Below are 23,860 nucleotides of genomic sequence, written 5' to 3'. Positions count from 1 at the left end.
CGCGGCGAGCCCGCCTTTTTCAACAGAAGTTTACCTCATTTAGCTTAATCCACCCCAGGAGGTCCAGAAGGTCCTCCAGCCGATCGAAGAGTTGCTTTAGCTCCTCAAGGGTAAGGCTCTCTATCTCCCGCACCAGCTCGTCCACCCGCGACACGTTTCCCCCTCCCGGTAAATTAAACTTAAGCAATGCGATTGGATGATTAACCTGGCCAGAAGGAAGGAGCCCCGGTTAAATAAATTAAACTCAAGCGGTGGCAAATGTCAACCTGTGCCCGGCAAAAGGCATCTTAACTAACCGTCCCCGCGTATGCTATGATAAGCTCTAAGGAGGGGAGCCTTATTGGCGGCCTTAAAGGCGCGCTACCGGGCCTACTCGGACTACCTCCGCGAGAGGTTCGGCACGAAGGTATACAAGCTGCCATTGAAGCTGCCCGTGACCTGCCCGAACCGCGACGGCACGCTGGGCGTGGGCGGGTGCATTTACTGCGACGAGGAGGGAGCCGGCTTTGAGTGCCTGCCCAGCTCCGTAACGGTGGAAGAGCAGTTGGCGCGGAATAAGGAATTTTTCCGCCGGCGCTACAAGGCCGGCAAGTTCATTGCCTACTTCCAGGCCTTTTCCAATACGTACCTGCCTTTTGAGCTCTTTCAGAAGTACATCCGGAGCGCCGCGGAGACGGAAGACCTGGTGGGCATTTCCGTTTCCACCCGCCCCGATTGCGTGAGCGATCCGTATCTTGATTTCCTGGCCGAGGTAGGGCGGGAAAAAAATTTGCTCATTGACGTGGAGCTCGGCCTGCAGACGGTAAACTACCGTACCCTCTTGAGGATAAACCGCGGCCACACCCTGGGGGAGTTCATCGATGCGGTGGGCCGGGTGAAAAAGAGGGGCCTGGAGGTCTGCGCGCACCTCATCCTCAACCTTCCCTGGGACGACATGGTGGACGTCATTGAAAGCGCCAAGGTGCTTTCCGCGCTGGAGGTGGATTACGTCAAGCTGCATTCCCTGTACGTGGTGCGGGGTACCGTGCTAGGGGAGATGTACCAGAAGGGCGAAATTAACATCATCCCCATGGAGGAATATGTGGCGCGGGCGGTTACCTTTTTGGAGTACCTGCGCCCGGATACGGTCATCCAGCGCCTGGTAGGCCGCGGGCCGCACGACAAGTTACTCTTTGCCAACTGGGGGGTCAGCTGGTGGCAGGTGGTGCAGCGGATTGAAGCCAGGCTGGAGGAACTGGATACCTACCAGGGGCGGCTCTGTGACTACCTGAACGGGCCGGCCCTGCGAAAGAGGTTTGGTGAGGCACAAGGTGGTGACCCGGGGGAGTGAGGGGCTATTAAGAAGATGACCTTTGAGGAAGCCCTGGCCAGGCTGGAAGCGGTGGTGAGGGAGCTGGAAGAGGGCCAGCTCTCCCTGGAAAGGTCCTTGGCGCTTTTCGGAGAGGGAATTGCGCTGGCCCGCTTCTGTCACCAGGAACTGGAGAAGGTTGAGGAGCGCATCTCCATTTTAACGGCCAACGAGCGAGGGGAGCCGGTCCTGAAAGATTTCGATCCCCACCTGGCCGACCTGCTTGGCGGCCGTAACGAAGGAAAGGAGTAAGGCGTGTGGACTTCTGGCGCGAACTGAAGGCCAGGTCGGCCCTGGTGGATGAGGCCCTGGACCGCTTCCTGCCCCCGCCGGACGCCTACCCGGAGGTAATCCACCAGGCCATGCGCTACAGCCTTTTTGCCGGCGGGAAGCGCCTGCGGCCCGTGCTGGTCATGGCCGCCGCGGAGGCGGTGGGCGGCGATCCCATGAGGGTTATCCCCGCGGCCTGCGCCATAGAACTCATCCATACCTATTCGCTCGTCCACGACGACCTCCCGGCCATGGACAACGACGACTTCCGCCGCGGCAAGCCCACCTGCCACCGCGTTTACGGCGAGGCCGTGGCCATCCTTGCCGGGGATGCCCTCTTAACGCACGCCTTTGGTCTTCTGGCCAAAAACGCCGGGTACTGCCAGGTGCCGCCCGAGAGGGTGGTGCAGGTCATCGAGGAGGTGGCCGCGGCGGCGGGCACTGCCGGGCTTATCGGGGGGCAGGTGGTGGATACCCTCACGGAAGCCTCCCGCGTGGATATGCCCACGCTGGAATACATCCACCGCCACAAAACGGGTGCCCTTTACCGGGCCGCCGTGCGAACGGGGGCCATCCTGGTGGGCGCCACGGGGGAACAGCTGAGCGCCCTTACGAAGTACGCCGAGCACCTAGGCCTGGCCTTTCAGATCCAGGACGACATCCTGGACGTGGAGGGCGACCCGTTAAAGCTGGGCAAGCCGGTGGGGAGCGACCTGCGTAATCGCAAGGCCACCTACCCTTTCTTCATGGGCGTGGAGGCGGCCAGGAACAGGGCCAGGGAGGCGGTGGAAGCCGCGATAGCTTCGCTGGAAATTTTCGATGGGCGTGCCGACTTTTTAAGGGAGCTGGCCAGGTTTGTGGTAGAGCGGGATTTCTAGATTTATGAACAAAGGCCTTTCCTTTGAAGATAAAAGGAGCTAGCGTGACCTTTAAAGATGGCACGTGCCTAAAAGGCGTCCTGCCAACCGGCCAGTGCTTTAAACGGTTGGCGGCTTCGTTTGCCCCCGCTGCGGGGGCGTGCTATAATGCTACTGCAAGGGGGTTTTTTGAAAATTCTTCAAAGGGGATAAGTGATGCAGTATCCTAGTCAGGCAGGCCTTTTTTGAAGGCGGGCCTAAAAATCCGCCGCGGGCACACCGATGAAGTTCCTGGTGCTGGCTGCCGACGCCCAGTCGGGGGCTGGTACTGGGAGTTAAGGAGTTGGGGCGAGCCGCAAGGGCATGCGGGCGTGGACCCCGGCTCCGCGGAGACCCAAGTGCGTGGGAAAGCGAAGAGCCGTACTATGGCTTGGGGTGTGAACCTGCACGTGGTGGAAGCTGCGTGCAGTGTAGCCTGCCTTGAGTGGTAGCGGTGGATGCCGTAAGAAAGAGCAGTCCCTTTAACGGGCCCGGGGTGGCTGCGGGGGCTGAAACCGCTACTGCAAAAGAGGCTAGAAAAAGGCCCTCCTGTGGAGGAAAGCTCCTAGGCTGTCCGGGAAACCGGGGTCATGCGGGGATTAAAGTGTGGTCTAAGTGGTAATCCAGCCCCGGAGTCGGCGACGCTCCGGAAGCGGTCCTAAGGGGAAACCGCCGGTCTGGCGACAGCCGGTGACCGCTTGGGAAAACCTGCTGGACCTTAAGCCACAACGTCTACCCGCGTGGCTATCACTTATCCCCTTTTTTCGTATTCAGGCTTGTCCAGAGGTGAATCTTTTGGGTAATAGCAGGCGGAAGATGTCTTTGGGATACGTCATCGGTGTCGGTGCGGCTTCGTTTTTACTGGCGGTAATTTTCTTTTGGATTTCCGAATTGCTGGCCAGTAAAGTACGAAGCCTTTTTATATCCCTCCTTTTTTTAGTTATAATTATACTGATCGGCATTGTGGCCGACATCGTGGGAACTTCCGCCACGGCGGCCAGCGAATCCCCCTTTCATGCCCGGGCGGCCAAAAAGCTGCCCGGGGCGCGGGAGGGTGTTTACCTGGTACGCCATGCCGACCGGGTGGCCAACATCTGCAATGACGTTATAGGTGATATTGCCGGGACGGTCAGCGGCGCCTTAGGCATTGCCCTGGTTATGCAGATATTGCTTTACTGGAAGGGCGCCAACCAGGTCCTGTTAAACATGCTGGTGACGGCCGTCATTGCCGCCCTCACCGTGGGAGGCAAGGCAGCCGGGAAAAGCTTTGCCCTCCGGCGGGCCAACGAGGTCATCTTCCTGGTGGGCAGAGTAATGGCCGCCCTAGAGACCCTGACGGGCATAAAATTTTTCCCGCGTCAGCGCAAAAAGCAATAACGCCGCCAGGCCATCTTTAACCGGGAAGGAGAAAAAAATGGGTGCCATACTCTCCACTATAAACTCCCCGCGCGACCTGCTTTCCCTGGACATAGGGGGCCTGCAGAGGCTGGCCCAGGAAATCCGCCAGGAAATCATCGAAACCGTGGCGGCAAACGGCGGCCACCTGGCGCCCAACCTGGGAGTGGTGGAGCTGACCCTGGCCCTTCACCGTGTTTTCCAGAGCCCCCGGGACAAGATCATCTGGGACGTCGGCCACCAGTGCTACGCCCACAAGATGATTACCGGCCGCCGCGCCGCCTTCAGAACCTTGCGCCAGTACGGTGGTATCAGCGGGTTTCCCCGCCCGCAGGAAAGCGAGCACGACGTTTTTGCCACCGGGCACAGCAGCACCTCCATCTCTGCCGCCCTGGGCCTGGCCCTCGCCCGGGATTTAAAGGGCGAAGACTACGCCGTGGTGGCGGTAATTGGGGACGGGGCCATGACCGGCGGCATGGCCTTTGAGGCCTTAAACCATGCCGGGCAGGTAAAGACCAATTTAATTGTGGTTTTAAACGACAACGAAATGTCCATTTCTCCCAATGTAGGGGCGCTGGCCCAATACTTAAGCCGGCTGCGTACGGACCCCATGTACTCTAAGGGAAAGGAAGAAATAGAGCAACTTTTAAAGCGCATTCCCACCATCGGGCCGCGCGTGGCGAGGGCAGTGGAGCGCATAAAAGACGCCCTGAAGTACCTGGTGGTCCCGGGAATGTTTTTTGAAGAGCTGGGGTTTATCTACCTGGGCCCCATTGACGGGCACAACCTGCGGGCCATGATCAAGGTCTTCGAGCAGGCCAGGTCTACCAAAGGGCCCGTGCTGGTGCATGTGCTCACGCGCAAGGGAAAGGGCTACCCGCCGGCGGAAAAGAACGCCGACAAGTACCACGGCGTGGGCCCCTTTGACATTAAAACGGGCCAGGTGAAGAAAAAACCGGGGGAGCCCCCGTCATACACCGAGGTTTTCGGCCGCACCCTGGTGGAGCTGGGCCGCCGCGACCGGCGCATTGTAGCCATTACGGCGGCCATGCCCTCCGGCACGGGGCTGGACCTTTTTGCCTCTGCCTTCCCCGAGCGCTTTTTTGACGTGGGGATTGCCGAGCAGCACGCCGTGACCCTCGGGGCGGGGCTGGCAGCCGGGGGCTTCAGGCCCGTGGTGGCCATATACTCTACCTTCCTGCAGAGGGCGTACGACCAGATCATCCATGACGTTTGCCTGCAGAACCTCCCCGTAACCCTGGTTCTCGACCGGGGAGGGCTGGTGGGTGAAGACGGCGCCACCCACCACGGCGCTTTTGATTTTGCCTACTTGAGGTGCATCCCCAACATGGTGGTCATGGCGCCGGCAAACGAAAACGAGCTGCGCCGCATGCTGCTGACGGCACTCATGCATCCCGGACCGGCAGCCCTACGCTACCCGCGCGGCGCGGGCACGGGCTGCCCCCTCGACGAGGAAATCCTGCCCCTGCCGCTGGGCAAGGCGGAAGTGCTGCGGGAAGGGGACGACCTGACCGTCCTGGCCGTGGGCAGCATGGTGCCTCTGGCCGCAGAGGCCGCCTCCCTGCTGGAGCGGGAGGGCGTGCAGGCTACCGTAATAAACGCCCGCTTTGTCAAGCCCCTGGACGAGGAGTGCATCATTAGGTATGCCGTGCGCACGCGGCGCCTCCTTACGGTGGAAGAGCACGCCCTGCAGGGAGGGTTTGGAGGGGCCGTACTGGAGTTGCTGGCCGACCGCGGGATTCAGGGCGTAAAAGTGACCCGCCTGGGGATCCCCGACGAATTCATCCAGCACGGTAGCCGGGCCACCCTGCTGGCGCGCTGCGGGCTGACGGTGGAAAACCTGGTTAACGCTGCCCTGGAGCTTGTCGGTGCCAAAAGGGTACTTCTGGGCAAGAGCTTGGCCGGGGTGCAGGGGTAGTGGGCGAAGGCAAGCAGCGCCTGGACGTGTGGCTGGTGCAGAAAGGCTACTTTGCAAGCCGCGAGAAGGCCAGGGTAGCCATTATGGCCGGCCAGGTGCGCGTGGACGGGCACCCGGTGGACAAGCCCGGCAAGCTGATCGGGCCGGAGGCCAAGATCGAGGTGGTCGGCTCCCTGCCCTACGTCAGCCGCGGGGGGTTAAAGCTGGAGAAGGCCATCCGCAGTTTTAACCTCGATTTCCGGGACAAGGTGGTCCTGGACGTGGGGGCCTCGACGGGAGGGTTTACCGACTGCGCCCTGCAGCACGGAGCCCGCCTGGTCCTGGCGGTGGACGTGGGCTACGGTCAGCTGGCCTGGAAGCTGCGCTGCGACCCGCGCGTGGTCGTCTTCGAGCGCACCAACATCCGCCACCTGCGGGCGCAGGACCTGCCTTGCCTGGCGGATGCGGCGGTGGTGGACGTTTCTTTTATTTCCCTGGCCAAGGTTCTGCCCTGCCTTGCCGGCTTAACCACCGAGGAGGCCTTTGGCGTGGCCCTCATCAAACCCCAGTTTGAGGCGGGGCGCGAGAAAGTGGGCAAGAGAGGGGTGGTTAGGGACCCGGCAGTGCACCGGGAGGTTATTGCCGCCGTATGCCGGGTGATTAAAGGGCTGGGGTGGGGGATCCGCGGCCTGGATTACTCTCCTCTTACCGGCCCCGAGGGGAACATCGAGTTCCTCGTTTGCTTTGACCGCACGGGAAAGGACGGTGTGGATGCTTTTTCCGCCCTGGCGGAGGTGGTGGCGCGTGCTCACGCCGCGCTGCGGGCCGGCGGAGGAGAGGAACGATGAAGAACATCGGGTTACTGGTCAACCTGGAAAAGAAGAATATCGCCCCCCTGGTAGGTCAGATTGTTGACTGGCTGGCGGCAAGGGGATGCCGGGTGTGCATACCCCTCGGGGCGGCTAACATGCTGGGCCTGGCCTCCCTGGGCCTGCCCCTGGAGCGCTTGCTGGGGCAGGTGGAGGTGCTGGTGGTGCTGGGCGGGGACGGCACGTTATTGCGCAGCGCCCGCAAGGCGGCTCCCCGGGGCATTCCCGTGCTGGGCGTCAACCTGGGGCACCTGGGCTTTTTAACCGAGATCGACCTGCCGGAGCTTTTCTCCGGCCTGGAAAAGCTCCTCGGCGGGGAGTTTACCGTTGAGGAGCGCATGATGCTGGAGGCCCGGGTGATCCGGGAAGGAGCCGTGATGGAAAAAATTATCGGCTTGAACGACGCGGTGATTACCAAGGGGGCCTTTGCCCGGCTGATTTTCCTGGAGACGTATGTGGACGACGACTTCGTCACCACCTACCCGGCAGACGGGCTGATCGTAGCCACGCCCACGGGGTCTACGGCATACTCACTTTCCGCCGGGGGCCCGCTGGTGACGCCGGAACTGGACCTCCTGGTGGTGACGCCCATTTGCCCCCACTCCCTCTGGGCACGACCGCTGGTAATTGATGCCGGCAGGGAGGTACGGGTGGTGGTGCGCTCGGAGAAGGGGGAAGTCATGCTCACCGTGGACGGCCAGCAGGGCTACCGCCTAAGGCTCGGCGACACGGTGTCTATTTGCCGCTCCGCCCACAGGGCACGCCTCATCCGGCTGAAAAAGCGGAGCTTTTTCTATCTCTTGCGCCAGAAGCTCGGCGAGGGGGGATACCGGCGTGAAGTTCCAGACCGGCAATGCGGTGAAACTGGCCCATGAGTTCATCGCCCCCGTGCTGGTGCCCGGTGCCCTGGCCGTGGACGCCACCGCCGGTAACGGCCACGATACTCTTTTCCTGGCAAGAGGGGTAGGCCCCCAGGGCCGTGTCTATGCCTTTGACATTCAGGAAGAGGCTATCGCGCAAACAAAAGCCCTCTTGGAGCGCCACGGCCTCCTGGACCGGGTCACCCTTCTGGCCGCCGACCACCGGGAAATGGACCGGTATGTGCCCCCGAACGTCCGGGCGGTGATGTTTAACCTGGGTTACCTTCCCGGGGGCGACCACCGGGTGGTTACCCGGCCCTCTTCCACCCTGGAGGCCTTGCAGACTGCCCTGGCGCTTCTGGCCCCCGGAGGGCGCATATCCATGGTCATCTACACCGGCCACCCGGGAGGGTTGGAGGAGCTGAGGGCGGTGGAAGACTTCGCCGCCACCGTTCCTCCCGCAGAATTCGTGGTGCTGAGAATTTCTTTCTGGAACCGCTCGGGCAGGGCCCCGGTTGTGTTTTTCCTGGAAAAGGCAGGTGCGGCCCATGAAGGCCATGAGGCAAAGAAAGATTCTTGAGATCATCCGCGAGCGGGTCATTGCCACCCAGGAAGAGCTGGCCCGGGCACTGCGGGAGGCCGGCTTTCCCGTAACCCAGGCCACCGTGTCGCGAGACATCCGGGAACTGGGACTGGTAAAGGTCCCTCTTGACCAGAACTCCTTTCGCTACGCGCCTCCCGGGGAGGCCGTGCCGCCGCGCCGCGATGAGCGCCTCAAACGCCTCCTGCGCACCTCGGTACAGTACATAGATTGCAGCGAAAACCTGGTGGTCATTAAAACCCTGCCGGGCGAGGCACAAGGGGTAGCCTCCGCCCTAGATCAAGCAGCCTGGCCGGAAATCATCGGCACGGTAGCCGGAGACGATACCATCCTGGCCGTGGTAAAGCCCAAGAAAATGGTTTTAAAGGTCCTCAAACGCCTTAGCGAGCTGTCCAAGGAGTGAGGGAGTTGCTTGTTTCCCTGGATATCCGGGACTTCGGCCTCATCGACCACCAGAGCATCGAATTTGGCCCGGGCTTAAACGTACTAACCGGGGAGACCGGCGCGGGGAAGTCTATACTGGTGGAGGCCCTGCAGGTGGCCCTGGGCGGGCGTGCCTGGTCGGAATACATCCGCACGGGGCGCGAAAAGGCCAGGGTGACGGCTGTCTTTGCGCTGGAGGGGCTGGCGGCCTTAAAGGAAAGGCTGGCCGCGTGGGGGGTCCTGCCGGAAGACGACGGGCTCCTGATCATGTCCCGCGAACTGTCCCGGAGCGGGCGCAACCTGTGCCGCCTCAACGGGCAACCGGTACCCCTGAGCCTCTACCGGGAAGTGGGTAGCTCCCTGGTGGACATCCACGGCCAGCACGAAAACCAGTCCCTTTTTTCCCCGGAAAAGCACCGGGACCTGCTGGACCGCTTTGGGGGGCTCTGGCCCTTACGGGAAGAGGTTGCCGCCCTTTACCGGCACTGGCGCAGCATATCTGCGGAGTTGGAGGAATGGCAGAGGGGGACGCAGGAAAAGGCGCGCCGCATGGACATGCTCTCCTACCAGATAAAGGAGATTGACCGGGCGTGCCTTGTTCCCGGCGAGGAAGAGGAGCTGGCAAGAGAAAGGCAGCGCCTGGCCAACGCGGAAAAAATAGCTTTCCTGGCCGGCAGGTGCTATGCGGTCCTTTACGGCGGCAGCGGCGGAGCGCCGCCGGTGGTGGACCTCCTGGGGGGCGTGCGCCGCGACCTGGAGGAGCTGGCCCGCCTGGACGGGGAGGTGGCCACCCTGCTTGCCGCCGCGGAAAACGCCCTTTACCAGGTGGAGGACCTGGCCAGGGAATTGTCCCGCTACCGCGAAGGGGTGGAGCACAACCCGTTGCGGCTGCAGCAGGTGGAAGAGAGGCTGGCCAGGATTAAGGAGCTGAAGCGCAAATACGGCTCCACCGTGGAGGAAATTTTGCGCTACCGGGAGGAAGCGGCGGCGGAACTGGAGGCACTTTCCACCGGCGAGGAGAGGGTGGCCGCATTGGGCAGTGAACTGCGGCTTTGCCGGGAGGAGTGGGAGGAAAAGGCGAGAGCCCTCTCGCAGGCCCGCCGGCAGGCGGCGGCGGTGCTGGAGAGGGAAGTTATGCGGCACCTCGGGGACCTAGAGATGGAGAAAGCGGCGTTCAGGGTTCTCCTGGAGGAGCTGGACCAGCCTTCTGCTGCCGGGCGGGAGCGGGTGGAATTTCTTATCTCGCCCAACCCCGGCGAGCCGCTGCGCCCCCTGGCCAAGTTCATTTCCGGCGGGGAGCTTTCCCGTGTGATGCTGGCCATACGGGCCATCCTGGCCGGGGTCGACGAGCTGCCCACGCTGGTTTTTGACGAGGTGGACACCGGCCTTGGGGGCAAGGCGCTGGTGGCCGTAGGGGAAAAGCTGGCGGAAATTGCTTCCAGGAGGCAGGTAATCTGCATTACCCATGCGGCCCAGGTGGCCAGCCTGGCCGAGACCCACTGGCGCATCAGCAAGGTGGTCAGGGAGGGGCAGACCCTGGCCAGGCTGGAAAAGCTGGACGAGGGGGGGCGGCTTGCCGAGCTGGCCCGCATGCTGAGCGGCCAGGAAGAGGATTTCCTGGCGAGGGAGCACGCCCGGCACCTCTTAAATCTTGCCCGCCGTAAAAATAGCTGATTAAAAATTGCCAAATTTCCCGCCAGGCCCTTGCGCGCGCAAGGGCTTTTCTTTTTGCAGGCAAAAGACGAGAAAATACACCATGCAACCACATTTAGCTAGAATAAATGAAATTATCTTAGGTAATCTTAAAAATGCACGCAATATCTCGAAAATGCTCTTAATTACGTGGGGGTGAGTGCGGCAAAGGGAGGTGATGGAGCCTGCAGAAAAAGAGGTTGCTTTTTCTCGGAATTTTCCTTTTCGTGCTGGCATTCATCCTTGTTGTAAGGGCGGGCCTCGGGTCTCTTATCCCGTCAGGGGTGAGCCACGTGGTGGTGGGCGACCCTCTCCTGCCGCGGGAGCTACCAAAGTGGCTTTTCAAGATAAAGGTCTTGCCGGCTGCGGGGCCGGCCCTGGACCTGGATTCCGTCCCGGTGGCCACCTCCCCCGGTCGGGTAAACCTGCAAGTGAGGTTGTGGGGCCTGATACCACTATCCCGCCTGGTCGTTAATGTCGTTCCTCCGGTAAAGGTAGTTCCGGGAGGCCATTCCATTGGAGTGCTGCTTAATGCCCGGGGAGTGGTGGTGGTGGGCTTTGCCGAAATTACCGACGCTGCGGGAAAGAAACGTTGCCCTGCCCGGGAGGCGGGCATAGCCGGCGGTGATATTATCGTGAGCGTTAATGGGCGGTCCGTGCACAGCGAGCAGGAGGTCAGGAACGAGATCCAGACCAGCGGGGAAAATGGCCGGGAGGTAAGGGTGGAAGTAAAGAGGGGGGACCGCCACCTGGTTTTCCGCGTCAAGCCGCTTTTTTGCCCTAAAACCGGGGGCTTTCGCCTCGGGCTTTATGTGAGGGACAGCGCTGCCGGCATCGGCACGCTGACCTTTTACGAGCCCCGCAGCAGGGTCTACGGGGCGCTGGGGCATGCCATCATAGAGGCGGCTGCGGGCCATGGGGCGGCGGCTGCGCAGGGCCGCATCGTGGAGGCCACCATCCAGGGTATCCGCCCGAGCCGGCGCGGCCAGCCGGGAGAGAAAATCGGCACGCTGGAAGGCGGCGTTATCTGGGGGGAGATAACCAGAAATACGCCTTGCGGCATTTTCGGCCCCCTGCGGGAACCCCTTTCTAACCCCCTGTATCCCCAGCCGCTGCCGGTGGCCATGGTTTACCAGGTGAAAAAAGGGCCTGCGGAAATGCTGACCGTGCTGAAGGGAAACCGCGTCGAACGCTTTCCCGTGGAGATCCTGCAGGTCATGCCCCAGAATAAAAGGGAAGGCAAGGGTATGATCATTAAAATTGTCGACGAAGAACTCTTGCGGCAGGCAGGCGGCATCGTCCAGGGCATGAGCGGGAGCCCCATTATCCAGGAAGGGAAGTTCGTGGGAGCGGTGACCCATGTCTTCATCAACGACCCCACGCGGGGCTACGGCGTCCTGGCCGAGTGGATGCTGTTGGATGCAAATTTGATGCCCGCAAGGGAAGAAAAAGCGGCATAATAAGCGGAGTTCGACTAAAAACGAGATATTGCGAGAAAAACGAAGCAAATTAGAAAAAACTGGCTCAATTGGTGTCACGTATTCGCAAAAATGGTAAATTTTTTATTCATTCTCCGCAGCAGGAGATTTTTTTTATGCGTCGAAGATGACAATTGGATATAAATACCAATAGTTATGTTTAGGAGGCGGGCTTCATGGCAAATACGGTAAAAAAGAATGTAAAAATCCTTATTGCCGACGACAACAGGGATTTTTGTGAATTATTAAAAGAATTTTTTAACCAGCAGGAAGACTTCCAGCTGATTGGCGTTGCTTACAACGGCCTGGAGGCCCTGGAACAAATCCGGCAGCAAAAGCCCGATGTGGTGGTGCTGGATATCATCATGCCCCACTTAGACGGCATCGGCGTACTGGAAAAGCTGAGCAGCACGCCTGCCAGGCCGAAGGTAATCATGCTTACTGCCTTCGGGCAGGAAAGCATCACGCAGCGCGCGGTGGAGCTGGGTGCCGACTATTACATATTAAAGCCCTTTGATTTCAGCGTCCTGGCCACGCGCATCCGCCAGCTGGCCAACGGCGTTAATATTTCGCCCTACCTGGCCACCACCAGGACCAAGAATCTGGACATTGCCGTGACCAACATCATCCACGAGATGGGCGTGCCGGCGCACATAAAGGGCTATCATTACCTGCGCGATGCCATCCTGGCCGTGGTCAAGGAAGTTAACCTCCTGGGGGCCATAACCAAGGAACTCTACCCCATGATTGCCCAGAAGTACCAGACTACCCCCAGCAGGGTGGAAAGGGCCATCCGCCACGCCATTGAGCTGGCCTGGGACCGGGGCAACGTGGAAATGATGAATAAGTTTTTCGGCTATACCATAAACTTACAGAGGGGCAAACCGACCAATTCGGAATTTATTGCCATGGTGGCCGACAAGCTGAGGCTAGAGCTGGCCCAAGTAAGCTAAACGAAAACCTGGCCGCTGGCCGGGTTTTCTGTTGGGAAGCATAACGGCCTCCCCGCATGCCATATATTAGAAGCATGAAGGCTGTTTGGACAGGGGGTGGAGCTTGCACCGCTTCATCCGGGAGGCCCTGCGGCGCGACTGGCTCCTTTACTTTGGCGTGGCGGCAGTCTTTGTTTTTGGCCTCTTGCTGGGCGCGCTCAAGGTAAACTTCCTTCACCCGGCACAGGCCGAAAAGCTTTACCGCTTTGTGGAAGCGTTTGCCAGGCAGGTTCCCGGCATCTTTCCCGCACCGGGCCAACTTCTCTGGGAGGCGGTATCCGCCAAACTGGCGGTCATTCTCCTTTTCTACCTGCTGGGCCTGTCTTTTTTGGGTATCCCTTTCATTCTCGCCCTGGTGTTTTTCGAGGGTTTTGCCCTCGGCTTTACGCTGGCCCTGATCTGCCGTTGCTTTCCCTGGCCCAAGGGGGCCGTGTTGTCGCTCTGCACTTTTTTGCCCCAGCACGCGCTTTACCTGCCCGCCTTGCTCCTGGGAGCCGGGGGAGCGCTCTCTTTTTCCCTGCTGCTGGTCCCCCGCCCCTCCTCTTCCTTTGGGGCAGTGTGGCCGTCGCTGCTCAACTATACCGCCCTCATGTTCTTTGCCCTGGCCATGGCAGCCGGCGGCGTTCTGGTGGAGGCTTTTTTGACCCCGTGGCTGGCAAAACTGGCGCTGGGCTTTCTGGGGTGAGAAGGTATGCTCATCATTGTTATTTCCCGCCTTAAACGGAGGGCCATGTTTTGCCTGCGCCTGCTGGTGGTGCTGGCCATTTTCGCCCTCCTCTTTCAGCACATGTGGGCCTTCGTGAAGGGAGGACTCCACAGAACCCCTCGGGACGTTACCTACCACCCTGCTTCCAGAACGTATGACATCATGGGAGAAGGAAAGTTTTTGGACCGTTTCCTGCAGTTCTGGCGCGATTATTACTACGGTCGTCCGGGGAAGAAGAGGGAAACGTAAAAAGGAGTTGCGGCAGGAACAGAAAAATATTTATAGAGTACACATACCCAGTACACGTACGGGTTTGGAGGGGATAACCTTTGGGCGCCAAGGTGTTTTTTGCCGGCCTGCGGGCCACCCATAAGGAAAGCCTCCTGGACAAGGTGGGGAAGCTTTTTGAGCGGGCGGGGATGGGGGAACTAATTGCCCCCAAAGACCTTGTGGGCATCAAGCTCCACTTCGGGGAACTGGGCAACACGGCCTACATCCGGCCCCAGTTTGTGCGGCGCGTGGTGGACAAGATCCGGGAAAGAGGGGGGAACCCCTTCCTAACCGACGCCAATACCCTGTATGTGGGCAGCCGCTCCAATGCCGTGGATCATCTGCGCACGGCCATCTTAAACGGCTTTGATTTTGCAGTGGTCAACGCCCCGCTGGTCATTGCCGACGGGCTGACGGGAAAGGACTACGTTAACGTGCCGGTCAACCTCAAACACTTTAAGGAAGTCAAGATCGGCAGCGCCGTCTACCACGCCGATGCCTTGATTGTCATGAGTCACTTCAAGTGCCACGAGCTCACCGGCTTCGGCGGGGCCATTAAAAATCTGGGCATGGGGTCGGGTTCCCGCAGCGGTAAGCAGATGATGCACTCCGACGTGCTCCCCGAGGTAACGGTTGCCGAGTGCCAGGGCTGCGCCCGGTGCACCCGCTGGTGCCCCGCGGGGGCCATAGCCGTTTCCCGGGAAACAAAGAAGGCTTACATTGACCACGGCAAGTGCATCGGGTGCGGGGAGTGTACGGTGACCTGCACGGTGGGCGCCATTAAAATTAACTGGAAGACCGAGCCCGAGGCCATCCAGGAAAAGATAGTCGAGTACGCCGCCGGGGTGCTGCAAAACAAGCAGGGAAAAGTGGGTTATATTAATTTTGTGCTCAACGTAACTCCCGACTGCGATTGTTACGGCTTCTCCGATGCCCCGGTGGTGAGGGATATTGGCATCCTGGCTTCCCTGGATCCGGTGGCCCTGGACCAGGCCTGTGCCGACCTGGTGAACCGGGAGGCCGTCCTGCCCGGCAGCCGCCTGGAGGGGCGGGAAGTACAGGACAAGTTCCGCGCCCTCTGGCCGCAAACGGTATGGGAGAGGCAGCTCACCTACGGGGAAGAGGTGGGCCTGGGCACCAGGGAGTACGAGCTGGTGGAGATTTAAAGGCGTGGGGCACGCTACGCGGAAGCTGCGCTTTGCCGGTACTCAATAAGGGCTCCGGGGGTGGGTTCCGTGCAGGCTTACGTGGAGGCCTTCCTACATTATTTAACCCTGGAAAGGGGGCTCTCCCCCAATACCGTCGCCTCATACCGCTTCGACCTGACCCAGTTCTGGGCCTTTTGCCGCTCCCAGGGCATTAGCCCGCTTGCAGAAGGGCGCAATGCCGTTACCTCCTATCTCCTGCAGCTTAAAACGCGGGGTCGCACTCCGGCCACCATTTGCCGGCACCTGGCGGCGCTGAAATCCTTTTACCGCTTTCTCCTGCAGGAAGGCGTTATTGCCGAAGACCCCACCGCCAACCTGGAGTCACCCCGCCTTGGCCAGCGCCTGCCGCGGGTTTTGACTCCCGAAGAGGTGGACAAGCTCCTGGCCCAGCCGCGCACTTCCACGCCGACGGGCCTGCGGGACAAGGCCATGCTGGAGCTCCTCTATGCCACCGGCCTGAGGGTGAGCGAGCTGGTGTCCTTAAACGTGGCCGACGTCAACCTGGAGCACGGCTTCGTGCGCTGTATGGGCAAGGGATCCCGGGAGCGCATCATCCCTCTGGGTTCGGTGGCCAGGCACTTCCTTTCCGCCTACCTTGCCCAGGCCAGGGCCAGGCTGGCCAAGGGAAAGAATACCCAGGCCCTCTTTATTAACCAGCAGGGGAGGCGCCTCACCCGCCAGGGCTGCTGGAAGATCATCAAGGTTTATGCCCGCAGGGGGGGCATTGCCAAGAGCATCACCCCTCACGTCCTGCGCCACTCCTTTGCCACGCACATGCTGGAAAACGGTGCCGACTTAAGGTCGGTGCAGGAATTGCTCGGTCACGCCGATATCTCCACTACCCAGATTTACACCCACCTGACCCGCAGCAAGCTGCGGGAGATCTACAACCGCGCCCACCCAAGGGCATGAGCCGGAGGAGATGGTTTACTTTTGAAGGCAAAGGCCGCACGCGTAACTCTGATCGTACTGGACGGCGTGGGCATCGGTGCTTTGCCCGATGCCCCTCGCTACGGCGATGAAGGCAGCAACACCCTCCTGCACGTTTCCCGGGCCGTAGGGGGGCTGCACCTGCCCCACCTGGCCAAAATGGGCCTGGGCAATATTACCTTTATAGAGGGCGTCCCACCGCAGGACCGCCCCCTGGCCGCCTTTGGCCGCATGGCGGAAGCCTCGGCGGGAAAGGATACCACTACCGGCCACTGGGAGATTGCTGGCCTTATTTTAGAGCGCCCCTTCCCCGTTTACCCGCAAGGGTTTCCGCCGGAGCTGATCAGGCTCTTTGAGGAGCGCATAGGACGCCCCGTCTTGGGCAACAAGCCGGCCTCGGGGACGGCCATTATTGAAGAGCTGGGCGATTTGCACATGCGCACGGGCTACCCCATCGTTTACACTTCCGCGGACAGCGTCTTCCAGATTGCCGCCCACGAGGAAGTCATCCCCTTAGAAGAACTTTACCGCATGTGCAGGATTGCCCGCGAGATCCTCACCGGCGAGCACGCGGTGGGAAGGGTCATTGCCCGCCCCTTCACGGGGGTACCGGGGAGCTTCCGGCGCACGGCCAACAGGAAAGATTTCTCCCTGCCCCCACCGGAGCCCACCCTACTGGACCTCTTAAAGGAAAACGGCCTGGCGGTCCTGGCGGTAGGCAAGATTGAGGACATCTTTGCCGGGAGGGGGATAACGGAGGCGCTGCACACCAAAGACAACATGGACGGCGTGGACGCCATCCTGCAATTCATGCACCGCCGCGAGCCGGGTCTCATCATGGCCAACCTGGTGGATTTTGACACGCTTTACGGCCACCGCAACGATCCCCACGGGTACGCGCGGGCCCTGCGGGACTTTGACGAGAGGCTTCCGGAAATCGTGGAGGCCCTTTTGCCGCAGGAGGTGCTCATCATCACTGCCGACCACGGCTGCGATCCCACCACGGCCAGCACCGATCACAGCCGGGAGTTCGTGCCCCTTCTGGTATACGGGCAGAAGATCCGCGCAGGGGTGGACCTGGGCACGCGGCAGACCTTTGCCGATGTGGCGGCCACCGTGGCGGAGCTTTTCGGCCTCCGTTACCCGCGGGGCACGAGCTTTGCGCGGGAAGTATGGGGGTGAGGAAGCGTGCGCGCTTACGACATCATCCTCAAGAAGCGGCAGGGGCAGGAGCTCTCCCGGGAGGAAATCGAGTTTTTCGTGCGGGGTTACGCGGGCGGAGAGATTCCCGATTACCAGGCTGCCGCTTTTTTAATGGCCGTTTATTTCCGCGGGCTCTCTTTCCGGGAGACGGCGGATTTAACCATGGCCATGGTAGCCTCCGGCGAAACGGTGGACCTTTCCTCCATACCGGGGCGCAAGGTAGACAAGCACAGCACCGGGGGCGTGGGGGATAAGACCACCCTGGTGCTGGCTCCCCTGGTGGCGGCTGCCGGGGTGCCGGTGGCCAAGATGTCCGGGAGGGGGCTGGGGCACACGGGCGGCACCATCGATAAACTGGAGTCCATACCCGGCCTGCGGGTGAGCCTCACCCCGCAGGAGTTCATCTCGCAAGTGCGGAAGATAGGCCTGGCCGTGGTGGCCCAGAGCGGCAACCTTGTGCCGGCCGACAAAAAGCTCTACGCCCTGCGGGACGTGACGGCCACGGTGGACAGCGTTCCCCTCATTGCCTCCAGCGTGATGAGCAAAAAGATTGCCGCAGGAGCCGAGGCCATCGTGCTGGATGTAAAGGTGGGTGACGGCGCCTTCATGCGCACCATGGAGGAGGCCCGCTCCCTGGCCACCACCATGGTGGCCATAGGCCGGCTTGTGGGCAGGCAGACCACAGCCGTAATCAGCGACATGGACCAGCCGCTGGGCTTTGCCGTAGGGAATGCCCTGGAAGTAAGGGAAGCCATCGAGGCACTGGCCGGAAACGGGCCGGCAGACCTGGTGGAGCTGTGCCTGGTGCTGGGCGGTCACATGCTGTTCCTGGCCGGTGCTGCCGCCACGCCCGGGGAGGGTGCGGGGCGCCTGGAGGAGGTGCTCAGGAGCGGGAGGGCCCTGGAAAAGTTTAAGGAAATGGTGAGGGAGCAGGGGGGCGACCCCAAAACGGTGGAGGAACCGGATCGCCTACCTCTTGCCCGCCACCGCGAGGTCGTTGTAGCCCGCGGGGAGGGCTACGTGTGCGCCGTAAAGGCAAAAAAAATAGGCCGGGCGGCCATGCTCCTGGGGGCGGGAAGGGAAAAGAAAGAAGACTCCATCGATCACGGGGTGGGCGTGGTCCTGCATAAAAAATCAGGGGACTACGTTAAGTCCGGGGAAGCCCTGGCCACGCTGTACGCCAGCGACGCCGCAAGGATTCCCCCGGCCAGGAGGGAGGTGGAGGAGGCTTTTGCCCTGGGAGTAGAAAAGCCGCCCGCCTCCAACCTCATCCGCGAAGTGATAGGGTAAAGGATGGTTAATGGTGAAAAAAGATGAGTGGAAGGGCTTTTTATTTGTGGTGGGAGCCGCATGCCTGTGGGGGCTTTCCAGCAACGTGGCCAAGTACCTTTTCAACCGCCAGGTTAACGTCTGGGATCTCGTGCAGATGCGCGTGACCCTTTCTTTCCTTTTTCTGGCGGTTGTGCTGGGAATTGGCCGCCGCGCCCTCCTGGCCGTGAAAAGGGAGCACTACCTCTATTTTTTTATCTTTGGTGCCGTGGGCCTTACCTCCGTACAGACAACTTACCTTTTAACCATTAGCCTGACTAACGTGGCCACAGCCGTCTTCATGCAGTACCTGGCGCCTGTTTTTGTTTTTGCCTACGGTCTCTTGCGGCGCCAGGAAAGGCTGGCCCCCGGCAACGCCCTGGCCCTCATGCTCAGCACCCTGGGAGGCTTTTTAATTGTCAAAGGGAGCCCCGGCGGCGGCCTGGCCATCAGCCTTTACGGCCTGGCCACTGGCTTATCCGCCGCCCTGGCCTTTGCCTTTTACACCCTTTACGGCAAAAAGGGCCTGGAAAACTATTCCCCGTGGACCCTGCTGGCTTACGGGTTTGCCGCCGGGAGCCTTGTTTATGCCCTCTTCTACCGCCTTCCCTGGAATACTTTTCTCGGGTACGGGTGGCAGGAATGGCTCTTTTTTGTTTATATTGCCGTCTTTTCCACCATCCTCCCCTTTGGCTTTTACTTTAAAGGGCTTAATTACCTGGCCCCCGTGAAAGCCAACCTTACCGCCACCCTGGAGCCGGTGATAGGGGGTACGCTGGCCTACTTCCTGCTCGGGGAGACGCTTACCCCCTGGCAGGTCCTGGGGTGCCTGCTTATTGTGGCGGGGGTTACCGTTATCCAGCTCCACAAGCGAAAGGAGTGATTACTCTTCGATACCGGCCAGCTCGCGGGCCATTTTTTTCTTGCTTTCGAGATCGGTCAGGGCATAGAGGGTCAGCTTCTGCGCCTGGGGCGATCCTGCCCCGTGCCAGGTACCGGCCCCGTGCAGGCCCGCACACCAGTTCTGCAGGAATTTGGCAATGCGCAGCCTCGGTTCGGCAGGGGCGGTGGCCCTCATGAACTTGCGCACGTAATTAGAGGTCTGGGGGTTTTCCAGCTCCAGTTCCGACGGGGCGGTGACCACCATCCCGCCCCCGATGTCGGCGGCCCATTTCATTAAATCCCAGAAGCCGTCGGCGGCGGCCAGCTTGGCCACGTTGCCGAAAATATCATCGGGCTGGTAAAAGCCGGAGCCGGCAGGTTCTTCTTTGCCCTTGTAGGCGGCGGCAATGGTGCAGGCATAGCAGGTTTCCCTGATGCGGATCATCTCGGTTATCTTTTCAACGATGTGCGGGGCCTTGCTTACGCCTGCATACTCTGCTGCCAGCTGCGCGGCACCAATCATCAGGTCGGCAAACCCCACCTTGCAGGCGCCCCCGCAGTTCATGCGGTGGGTTTTGGCAAAGCGGGCAATAAGCCTGCCCGTGTACTGGGTTTCGCCGCACAGGAAGACCCTTTCCCAGGGCACGAACACGTTTTCAAAGACCATGATGCAGGTTTCCCTCTGGCCGTAAAGGGGATTGCCGAGGTACTTGACGTCAGGAATTAATTCCCGCTCGGCGGTAAAGGGAGTGTACTGGCAGATGTAGGTAATGCCCGGGGCGCCGTTGGGCACGGCAAAGGCCACGGCAAAGTCTTCTTCTCCGGGGCGCATGGCCATGGTGGGGATGACCACCGTTTCGTGGCAGCCAATGGCGCCGCTCTGGCTGACCTTGGCCCCCCGCACCACGATGCCGTCGGCGTTCTTCTCCACCACGTGCACGTACACGTCCGGGTCGTCCTGCTGGGCGGGCCTCTTGGTCCTTTCCCCTTTGGGGTCGGTAACCGCCCCGCTTACGGCCAGGTCGTTTTCCTGCAGGTAGCGGAGGTAGCTTGTAAACCGCCGGTGGTAGTCTGTCCCTAGTTCCCGGTCCATTTCCCAGGTTACTCCCGCCAGGGCGTTGAGCACGTCTGCTCCCACGCACCGGTAGTTGCACGTCCCCAGCACCTGGCTGGTGAGCAGAGCCATTTCGGCCCTCATTTCCAGGTCGCGCACGCTCTGGGCGATGTGCAGGCAGCGGCTGACCCGCTCCCCGGTGTAGGGAGAAAGGGCCGTCATTATTTCCCGGTACCGAGGGTCGGTTGACAGCTCGTATACCCTGGCGTTGGCCCTGACCACGGTAAGGGTGGTCGGGTTTTCCAGGAGCTTGACCTCACGGCCACCAAGGAAGATTCTGGGGTTTAAGTTCTTCATGCTTTCCAGGTACTCCGCAGCCGTCTTCACTTTTCGCCCACCTCGCGTAATCTTTTGGTGTTTTTTCTTGCAAAGTCCGGGCCAGCACGTACAGGGTGCGGCCCTTTTTCTTTAGAGGTATTTTCGGGCGGCGGCTGTACCCCCGTGAAGAGGCGGTTTATCCTGTAACCTTTTGAAAAAGTGTAAATTTTGCGAAACACATTGCCGTAGTTTTTTAGAAACATAGTTGATAACCGGTTATGAACATGCTAAAATAAACGTAACCTTAGTGACAGCGAACCATAAGATAATAATTTTTGAAGTCATAAGCAAAAACTATAAATCCATTTCACTTATGCTATAGTAAGGCAGGTGTGATTTATGGGGAGCGGCAGGCGGATCTCGGGTTCCGTGCTGGTGGTTGGGGCGGGAATTAGCGGTATGCAGTCGGCCCTCGATTTGGCCGAAAGCGGCTTTAAGGTGTACCTGGTGGATGAAAAGCCGGCCATTGGCGGCACCATGGTGAGGCTGGATAAGACCTTTCCCACCAACGACTGTGCCATGTGCATTGTTTCTCCCAAGCTGGTGGACGCGGGGAGGCACTTAAACATTAAAATCCTCGCCAATACGCAGCTAGTAGGACTCAAAGGGGAGCCGGGCAATTTCCGAGCCTTGCTAGAACAAAAGGCCCGCTACGTGGATCTTGCTAAATGTACTGGCTGTGGCGAATGTGCCCGGGTTTGTCCGGTGGAGGTACCCAATGAGTTTGACGCCGGCCTCGGTAGCCGAAAGGCCATTTACAAGCTGTTTCCCCAGGCCACGCCCGGCGCCTATGCCATTGACAAGCGGGGCATTTCCCCCTGCCGGGCGGCGTGTCCCGCCGGGGTTAACGTGCAAGGCTATGTGCAGTTAATTAAAGCGGGAAAGTATGTTGAAGCCTGGCAGCTCATTTACCGGGATAATCCCTTACCGGCCGTCTGCGGGCGCGTTTGCACCCATCCTTGTCAGTCTGCCTGCTACCGGGCAAGCGTGGACGAGCCGGTAAACATTAGGGCCTTGAAGCGCTTTGCGGCTGAGCAGGCCTACCAAGATATGGATTCACTCCCCTTGCCCGAGGTGGAGGCGCCCCGCCGGGAGAGGGTGGCCGTTGTGGGCTCCGGCCCGGCCGGTCTTTCGGCAGCTTATCATCTGGTAAAGAAAGGCTACCAGGTGACTGTTTTCGAGGCTTTGCCGGTGGCCGGGGGCATGATGCGGGTAGGTATTCCCGAGTACCGCCTGCCGAAAAAATGGGTTGACCTAGAGGTGGGATTGCTGGCACGCCTGGGTGTGGAATTTAGGTACAACACCAGGCTTGGCAGCGACATCACCTTAGAAGAGCTGCGCAAGGATTACCAGGCTGTCTTTTTAGCCATTGGGGCCCATCAGAGCAACACTCCTGGCCTGCCCGGAGAGGACTTGCCAGGAGTGGAGCATGGCATTGCTTTTTTGCGCCGGGTGGCTCTGGGTGAGCCGGTGACGGTGGGGCGGCGGGTGGCGGTCATCGGCGGCGGCAATACGGCCATGGACTGTGCCCGCACGGCCTTGCGTTTGGGAGCAGAGGAAGTCTACATCGTTTACCGCCGCTCGGAAGCGGAAATCACTGCCCTGCCGGAGGAAATAGCTGCGGCCAGGGAGGAAGGCGTTAAGTTTATGATGTTGACCAGCCCCGTTCGCTTCATTGGCCGGGAAGGCAGGCTGGTGCAAATGGAATGCGTGAAGAACCGGCTTGAGGATAAAAAGGACGGCAGCCGCCCCCGCCCGGTGCCCATAGCGGGTAGCGAGTTCCTCATGGACGTGGATATGGTCATTTTGGCCATAGGACAAAGGCCGGACTTGTCCTGCTTGAAGGATAATGCCCTGGGAGGCAACACCATACTTGTGGATCCCGACACCCTGGCTACCGATATTCCGGGGGTTTTTGCCGGGGGAGATTGTGTTACCGGGCCGCAAACGGTAATTGACGCCATCGCTGCCGGCAAGAGAGCTGCCGAATCCATTCACCGTTACCTTACAGGACAAGATTTAAAACAGGGCCGCCAGTTTCGGGTGCCGGAAGAGAAAATTGCACCAATGCGTCAGGCGGTTGAGGAAATACCTCGCTGCGAGCCTCAACCCGTTGCCCACCTGGACCCGCAAGAGCGCGTCAAAGGATTCGTAGAGGAAGCAAAAACCCTGTCTTCTGAGGAGGCGAGAAAAGAAGCAAGTCGCTGTCTTAACTGTGCTGTTTGTTCGGAATGCCGGGAGTGTGTCAAGGTTTGCCTGGCCAAAGCCATTAATCACGAGATGCAGGATGAAGTAATGGAAGTGGATGTGGGGGCGGTGATCCTCAGTCCTGGCGGGGAAGTTTTTGATCCGGCACAACTATCCTATTACGGTTATGGACGTTACTCCAATGTGGTAACCAGCATTCAGTTCGAGCGCATTTTAAGCGCCTCCGGGCCCTACCAGGGGCACCTGGTGCGTCCTTCCGACGGGAAGGAGCCCCGGCGCATTGCCTGGATTCAGTGTGTTGGATCCCGGAATGTTCGCCTCGGACACGACTATTGTTCCTCAGTTTGCTGTATGTACGCCATCAAAGAAGCGGTTATCGCCCAAGAGCACAGTCACGGTTCCCTAGAAACCACCATCTTCTTCATGGATATGCGTACCTACGGAAAGGACTTTGAGCGCTACTACCGCCGGGCTGAGGAAGAATACGGCGTGCGTTTTGTGCGCAGTCGTATCTATAACGTGGAAGAGGTTGCCAATAACAATTTGCGTATCCGTTATGCTTTACCCGATGGCCAGGTGCGTGAAGAGGAGTTTGACCTGGTGGTCCTTTCTGTAGGCCTATCTTCCGGTGAAAAGGCAAGAAAGCTGGCCTCTCTTTTAGGAGTGAGAACGGATGACACGGGCTTTTGCCTGTGTGATGAACTAAGCCCGGGTGTAACTTCGGTGCCGGGGATCTTTGCCAGTGGCATCTTTGCCGGTCCCAAGGACATCCCGGAGACGGTCACCGAGGCCAGCGCGGTGGCGGGCTACGTCTCCCGGCTTTTGAGCGCCGCCCGGGGTGTTGAGGTGCGGGTCAAAGAGTACCCGCCGGAGCGGCCGGTGGGAAATGAGCCGCCCCGCGTGGGGGTGTTTGTCTGCCACTGCGGCATCAACATTGGCAGCGTGGTGCGGGTGCCCGAAGTCGTAGAGTA

General features: G+C 60.2%; 22 protein-coding genes. 20 read left to right on the top strand and 2 right to left on the bottom strand.

Annotated elements, in window-relative coordinates:
* Nucleotides 1-19: 19 nt before the first annotated feature.
* Entirely contained in the window at nucleotides 20-154 is a 135-nt protein-coding gene (locus tag G454_RS22655) for a hypothetical protein (protein ID WP_281168486.1), read from the bottom strand.
* A gap of 186 nt (nucleotides 155-340) precedes the next feature.
* Here G454_RS22655 and mnmL point away from each other — a divergent pair, with 186 nt between their 5' ends.
* From mnmL to G454_RS0115315, 19 genes are all read left to right on the top strand, one after another.
* Nucleotides 341-1,330, top strand: coding sequence for a tRNA modification radical SAM protein MnmL/YtqA (mnmL, locus tag G454_RS0115405; RefSeq protein WP_027719265.1), 990 nt, complete (start codon nucleotides 341-343; stop codon nucleotides 1,328-1,330).
* Between the two features lie 15 nt (nucleotides 1,331-1,345).
* Nucleotides 1,346-1,600: an exodeoxyribonuclease VII small subunit gene (gene xseB, locus G454_RS0115400; RefSeq protein ID WP_035108147.1), complete on the top strand. Its 255-nt coding sequence runs from the start codon at nucleotides 1,346-1,348 to the stop codon at nucleotides 1,598-1,600.
* Nucleotides 1,601-1,605: 5 nt separating this feature from the next.
* On the top strand, nucleotides 1,606-2,496 hold the full coding sequence (locus G454_RS0115395) for a polyprenyl synthetase family protein (RefSeq protein ID WP_027719263.1): 891 nt from the start codon (nucleotides 1,606-1,608) through the stop codon (nucleotides 2,494-2,496).
* 840 nt (nucleotides 2,497-3,336) lie between these two features.
* Nucleotides 3,337-3,891: a hypothetical protein gene (locus tag G454_RS0115390; RefSeq protein WP_211230133.1), complete on the top strand. Its 555-nt coding sequence runs from the start codon at nucleotides 3,337-3,339 to the stop codon at nucleotides 3,889-3,891.
* Between the two features lie 46 nt (nucleotides 3,892-3,937).
* Entirely contained in the window at nucleotides 3,938-5,848 is a 1,911-nt protein-coding gene (dxs, locus tag G454_RS0115385) for a 1-deoxy-D-xylulose-5-phosphate synthase (protein WP_425387453.1), read from the top strand.
* Nucleotides 5,848-6,675, top strand: coding sequence for a TlyA family RNA methyltransferase (locus tag G454_RS0115380; protein WP_027719260.1), 828 nt, complete (start codon nucleotides 5,848-5,850; stop codon nucleotides 6,673-6,675). Before dxs ends, G454_RS0115380 begins: the two co-directional genes overlap by 1 nt.
* A complete protein-coding gene (locus G454_RS0115375) occupies nucleotides 6,672-7,571 on the top strand; it encodes an NAD(+)/NADH kinase (RefSeq protein WP_027719259.1) in 900 nt (299 codons plus the stop codon). The genes G454_RS0115380 and G454_RS0115375 overlap by 4 nt, the downstream gene beginning before the upstream one ends.
* Nucleotides 7,531-8,136, top strand: coding sequence for a tRNA 5-(aminomethyl)-2-thiouridylate-methyltransferase MnmM (gene mnmM / locus G454_RS0115370; RefSeq protein ID WP_027719258.1), 606 nt, complete (start codon nucleotides 7,531-7,533; stop codon nucleotides 8,134-8,136). The genes G454_RS0115375 and mnmM overlap by 41 nt, the downstream gene beginning before the upstream one ends.
* The gene (argR, locus tag G454_RS0115365) at nucleotides 8,105-8,560 is read left to right on the top strand and encodes an arginine repressor (RefSeq protein WP_027719257.1); all 456 of its coding nucleotides are present in this window, start codon (nucleotides 8,105-8,107) and stop codon (nucleotides 8,558-8,560) included. The genes mnmM and argR overlap by 32 nt, the downstream gene beginning before the upstream one ends.
* 5 nt (nucleotides 8,561-8,565) lie before the next feature.
* On the top strand, nucleotides 8,566-10,254 hold the full coding sequence (gene recN, locus G454_RS0115360; protein ID WP_027719256.1) for a DNA repair protein RecN: 1,689 nt from the start codon (nucleotides 8,566-8,568) through the stop codon (nucleotides 10,252-10,254).
* A gap of 302 nt (nucleotides 10,255-10,556) precedes the next feature.
* Nucleotides 10,557-11,732, top strand: a complete 1,176-nt coding sequence (gene spoIVB, locus G454_RS19810; protein WP_211230132.1) for a SpoIVB peptidase — start codon at nucleotides 10,557-10,559, stop codon at nucleotides 11,730-11,732.
* 194 nt (nucleotides 11,733-11,926) lie between these two features.
* Nucleotides 11,927-12,703: a sporulation transcription factor Spo0A gene (gene spo0A, locus G454_RS0115350; RefSeq protein WP_027719255.1), complete on the top strand. Its 777-nt coding sequence runs from the start codon at nucleotides 11,927-11,929 to the stop codon at nucleotides 12,701-12,703.
* A gap of 103 nt (nucleotides 12,704-12,806) precedes the next feature.
* Nucleotides 12,807-13,427, top strand: a complete 621-nt coding sequence (spoIIM, locus tag G454_RS19805) for a stage II sporulation protein M (RefSeq protein ID WP_051276570.1) — start codon at nucleotides 12,807-12,809, stop codon at nucleotides 13,425-13,427.
* A 6-nt stretch (nucleotides 13,428-13,433) separates the two neighbouring features.
* Nucleotides 13,434-13,697: a hypothetical protein gene (locus tag G454_RS0115340; protein ID WP_027719254.1), complete on the top strand. Its 264-nt coding sequence runs from the start codon at nucleotides 13,434-13,436 to the stop codon at nucleotides 13,695-13,697.
* 80 nt (nucleotides 13,698-13,777) lie between these two features.
* A complete protein-coding gene (locus tag G454_RS0115335; protein WP_027719253.1) occupies nucleotides 13,778-14,884 on the top strand; it encodes a DUF362 domain-containing protein in 1,107 nt (368 codons plus the stop codon).
* Nucleotides 14,885-14,953: 69 nt separating this feature from the next.
* Nucleotides 14,954-15,838 carry a site-specific tyrosine recombinase XerD gene (xerD, locus tag G454_RS0115330; RefSeq protein WP_027719252.1) on the top strand — a complete coding sequence of 295 codons (885 nt, stop codon included), beginning with the start codon at nucleotides 14,954-14,956 and terminating at the stop codon, nucleotides 15,836-15,838.
* A gap of 21 nt (nucleotides 15,839-15,859) precedes the next feature.
* Entirely contained in the window at nucleotides 15,860-17,038 is a 1,179-nt protein-coding gene (locus G454_RS0115325) for a phosphopentomutase (protein WP_027719251.1), read from the top strand.
* A 6-nt stretch (nucleotides 17,039-17,044) separates the two neighbouring features.
* Nucleotides 17,045-18,349 (top strand): pyrimidine-nucleoside phosphorylase, encoded by a 1,305-nt coding sequence (locus G454_RS0115320; protein ID WP_027719250.1) that lies wholly within the window; start codon nucleotides 17,045-17,047, stop codon nucleotides 18,347-18,349.
* A 13-nt stretch (nucleotides 18,350-18,362) separates the two neighbouring features.
* Entirely contained in the window at nucleotides 18,363-19,250 is an 888-nt protein-coding gene (locus tag G454_RS0115315) for a DMT family transporter (protein WP_211230131.1), read from the top strand.
* Here the strand turns inward: G454_RS0115315 and G454_RS0115310 are convergent, their stop codons facing one another.
* Complete coding sequence (locus G454_RS0115310) at nucleotides 19,251-20,690, bottom strand: 4-hydroxyphenylacetate 3-hydroxylase N-terminal domain-containing protein (RefSeq protein ID WP_027719248.1); 1,440 nt, start codon at nucleotides 20,688-20,690, stop codon at nucleotides 19,251-19,253.
* Between the two features lie 330 nt (nucleotides 20,691-21,020).
* Between G454_RS0115310 and G454_RS0115300 the strand changes: the two genes are divergently transcribed.
* Nucleotides 21,021-23,860, top strand: a 2,840-nt coding sequence (locus G454_RS0115300) for an NAD(P)-binding protein (RefSeq protein ID WP_027719246.1), incomplete at its 3' end; no start/stop codon positions are given.

The sequence above is a fragment of the Desulfovirgula thermocuniculi DSM 16036 genome (assembly GCF_000429345.1).
In the GTDB taxonomy this organism is placed as follows: Bacteria; Bacillota; Desulfotomaculia; order Desulfotomaculales; family Desulfovirgulaceae; genus Desulfovirgula; species Desulfovirgula thermocuniculi.
The sequence above is the reverse complement of the archived record's forward strand: the minus strand, read 5'-3'. Positions and strand labels throughout refer to the sequence as shown.

Coding starts and splice junctions, on each gene's coding strand:
- argR (WP_027719257.1), top strand. CDS start 8,105: ATGAAGGCCATGAGGCAAAGAAAGATTCTTGAGATCATCCGCGAGCGG.
- spo0A (WP_027719255.1), top strand. CDS start 11,927: ATGGCAAATACGGTAAAAAAGAATGTAAAAATCCTTATTGCCGACGAC.
- G454_RS0115375 (WP_027719259.1), top strand. CDS start 6,672: ATGAAGAACATCGGGTTACTGGTCAACCTGGAAAAGAAGAATATCGCC.
- xseB (WP_035108147.1), top strand. CDS start 1,346: ATGACCTTTGAGGAAGCCCTGGCCAGGCTGGAAGCGGTGGTGAGGGAG.
- G454_RS0115340 (WP_027719254.1), top strand. CDS start 13,434: ATGCTCATCATTGTTATTTCCCGCCTTAAACGGAGGGCCATGTTTTGC.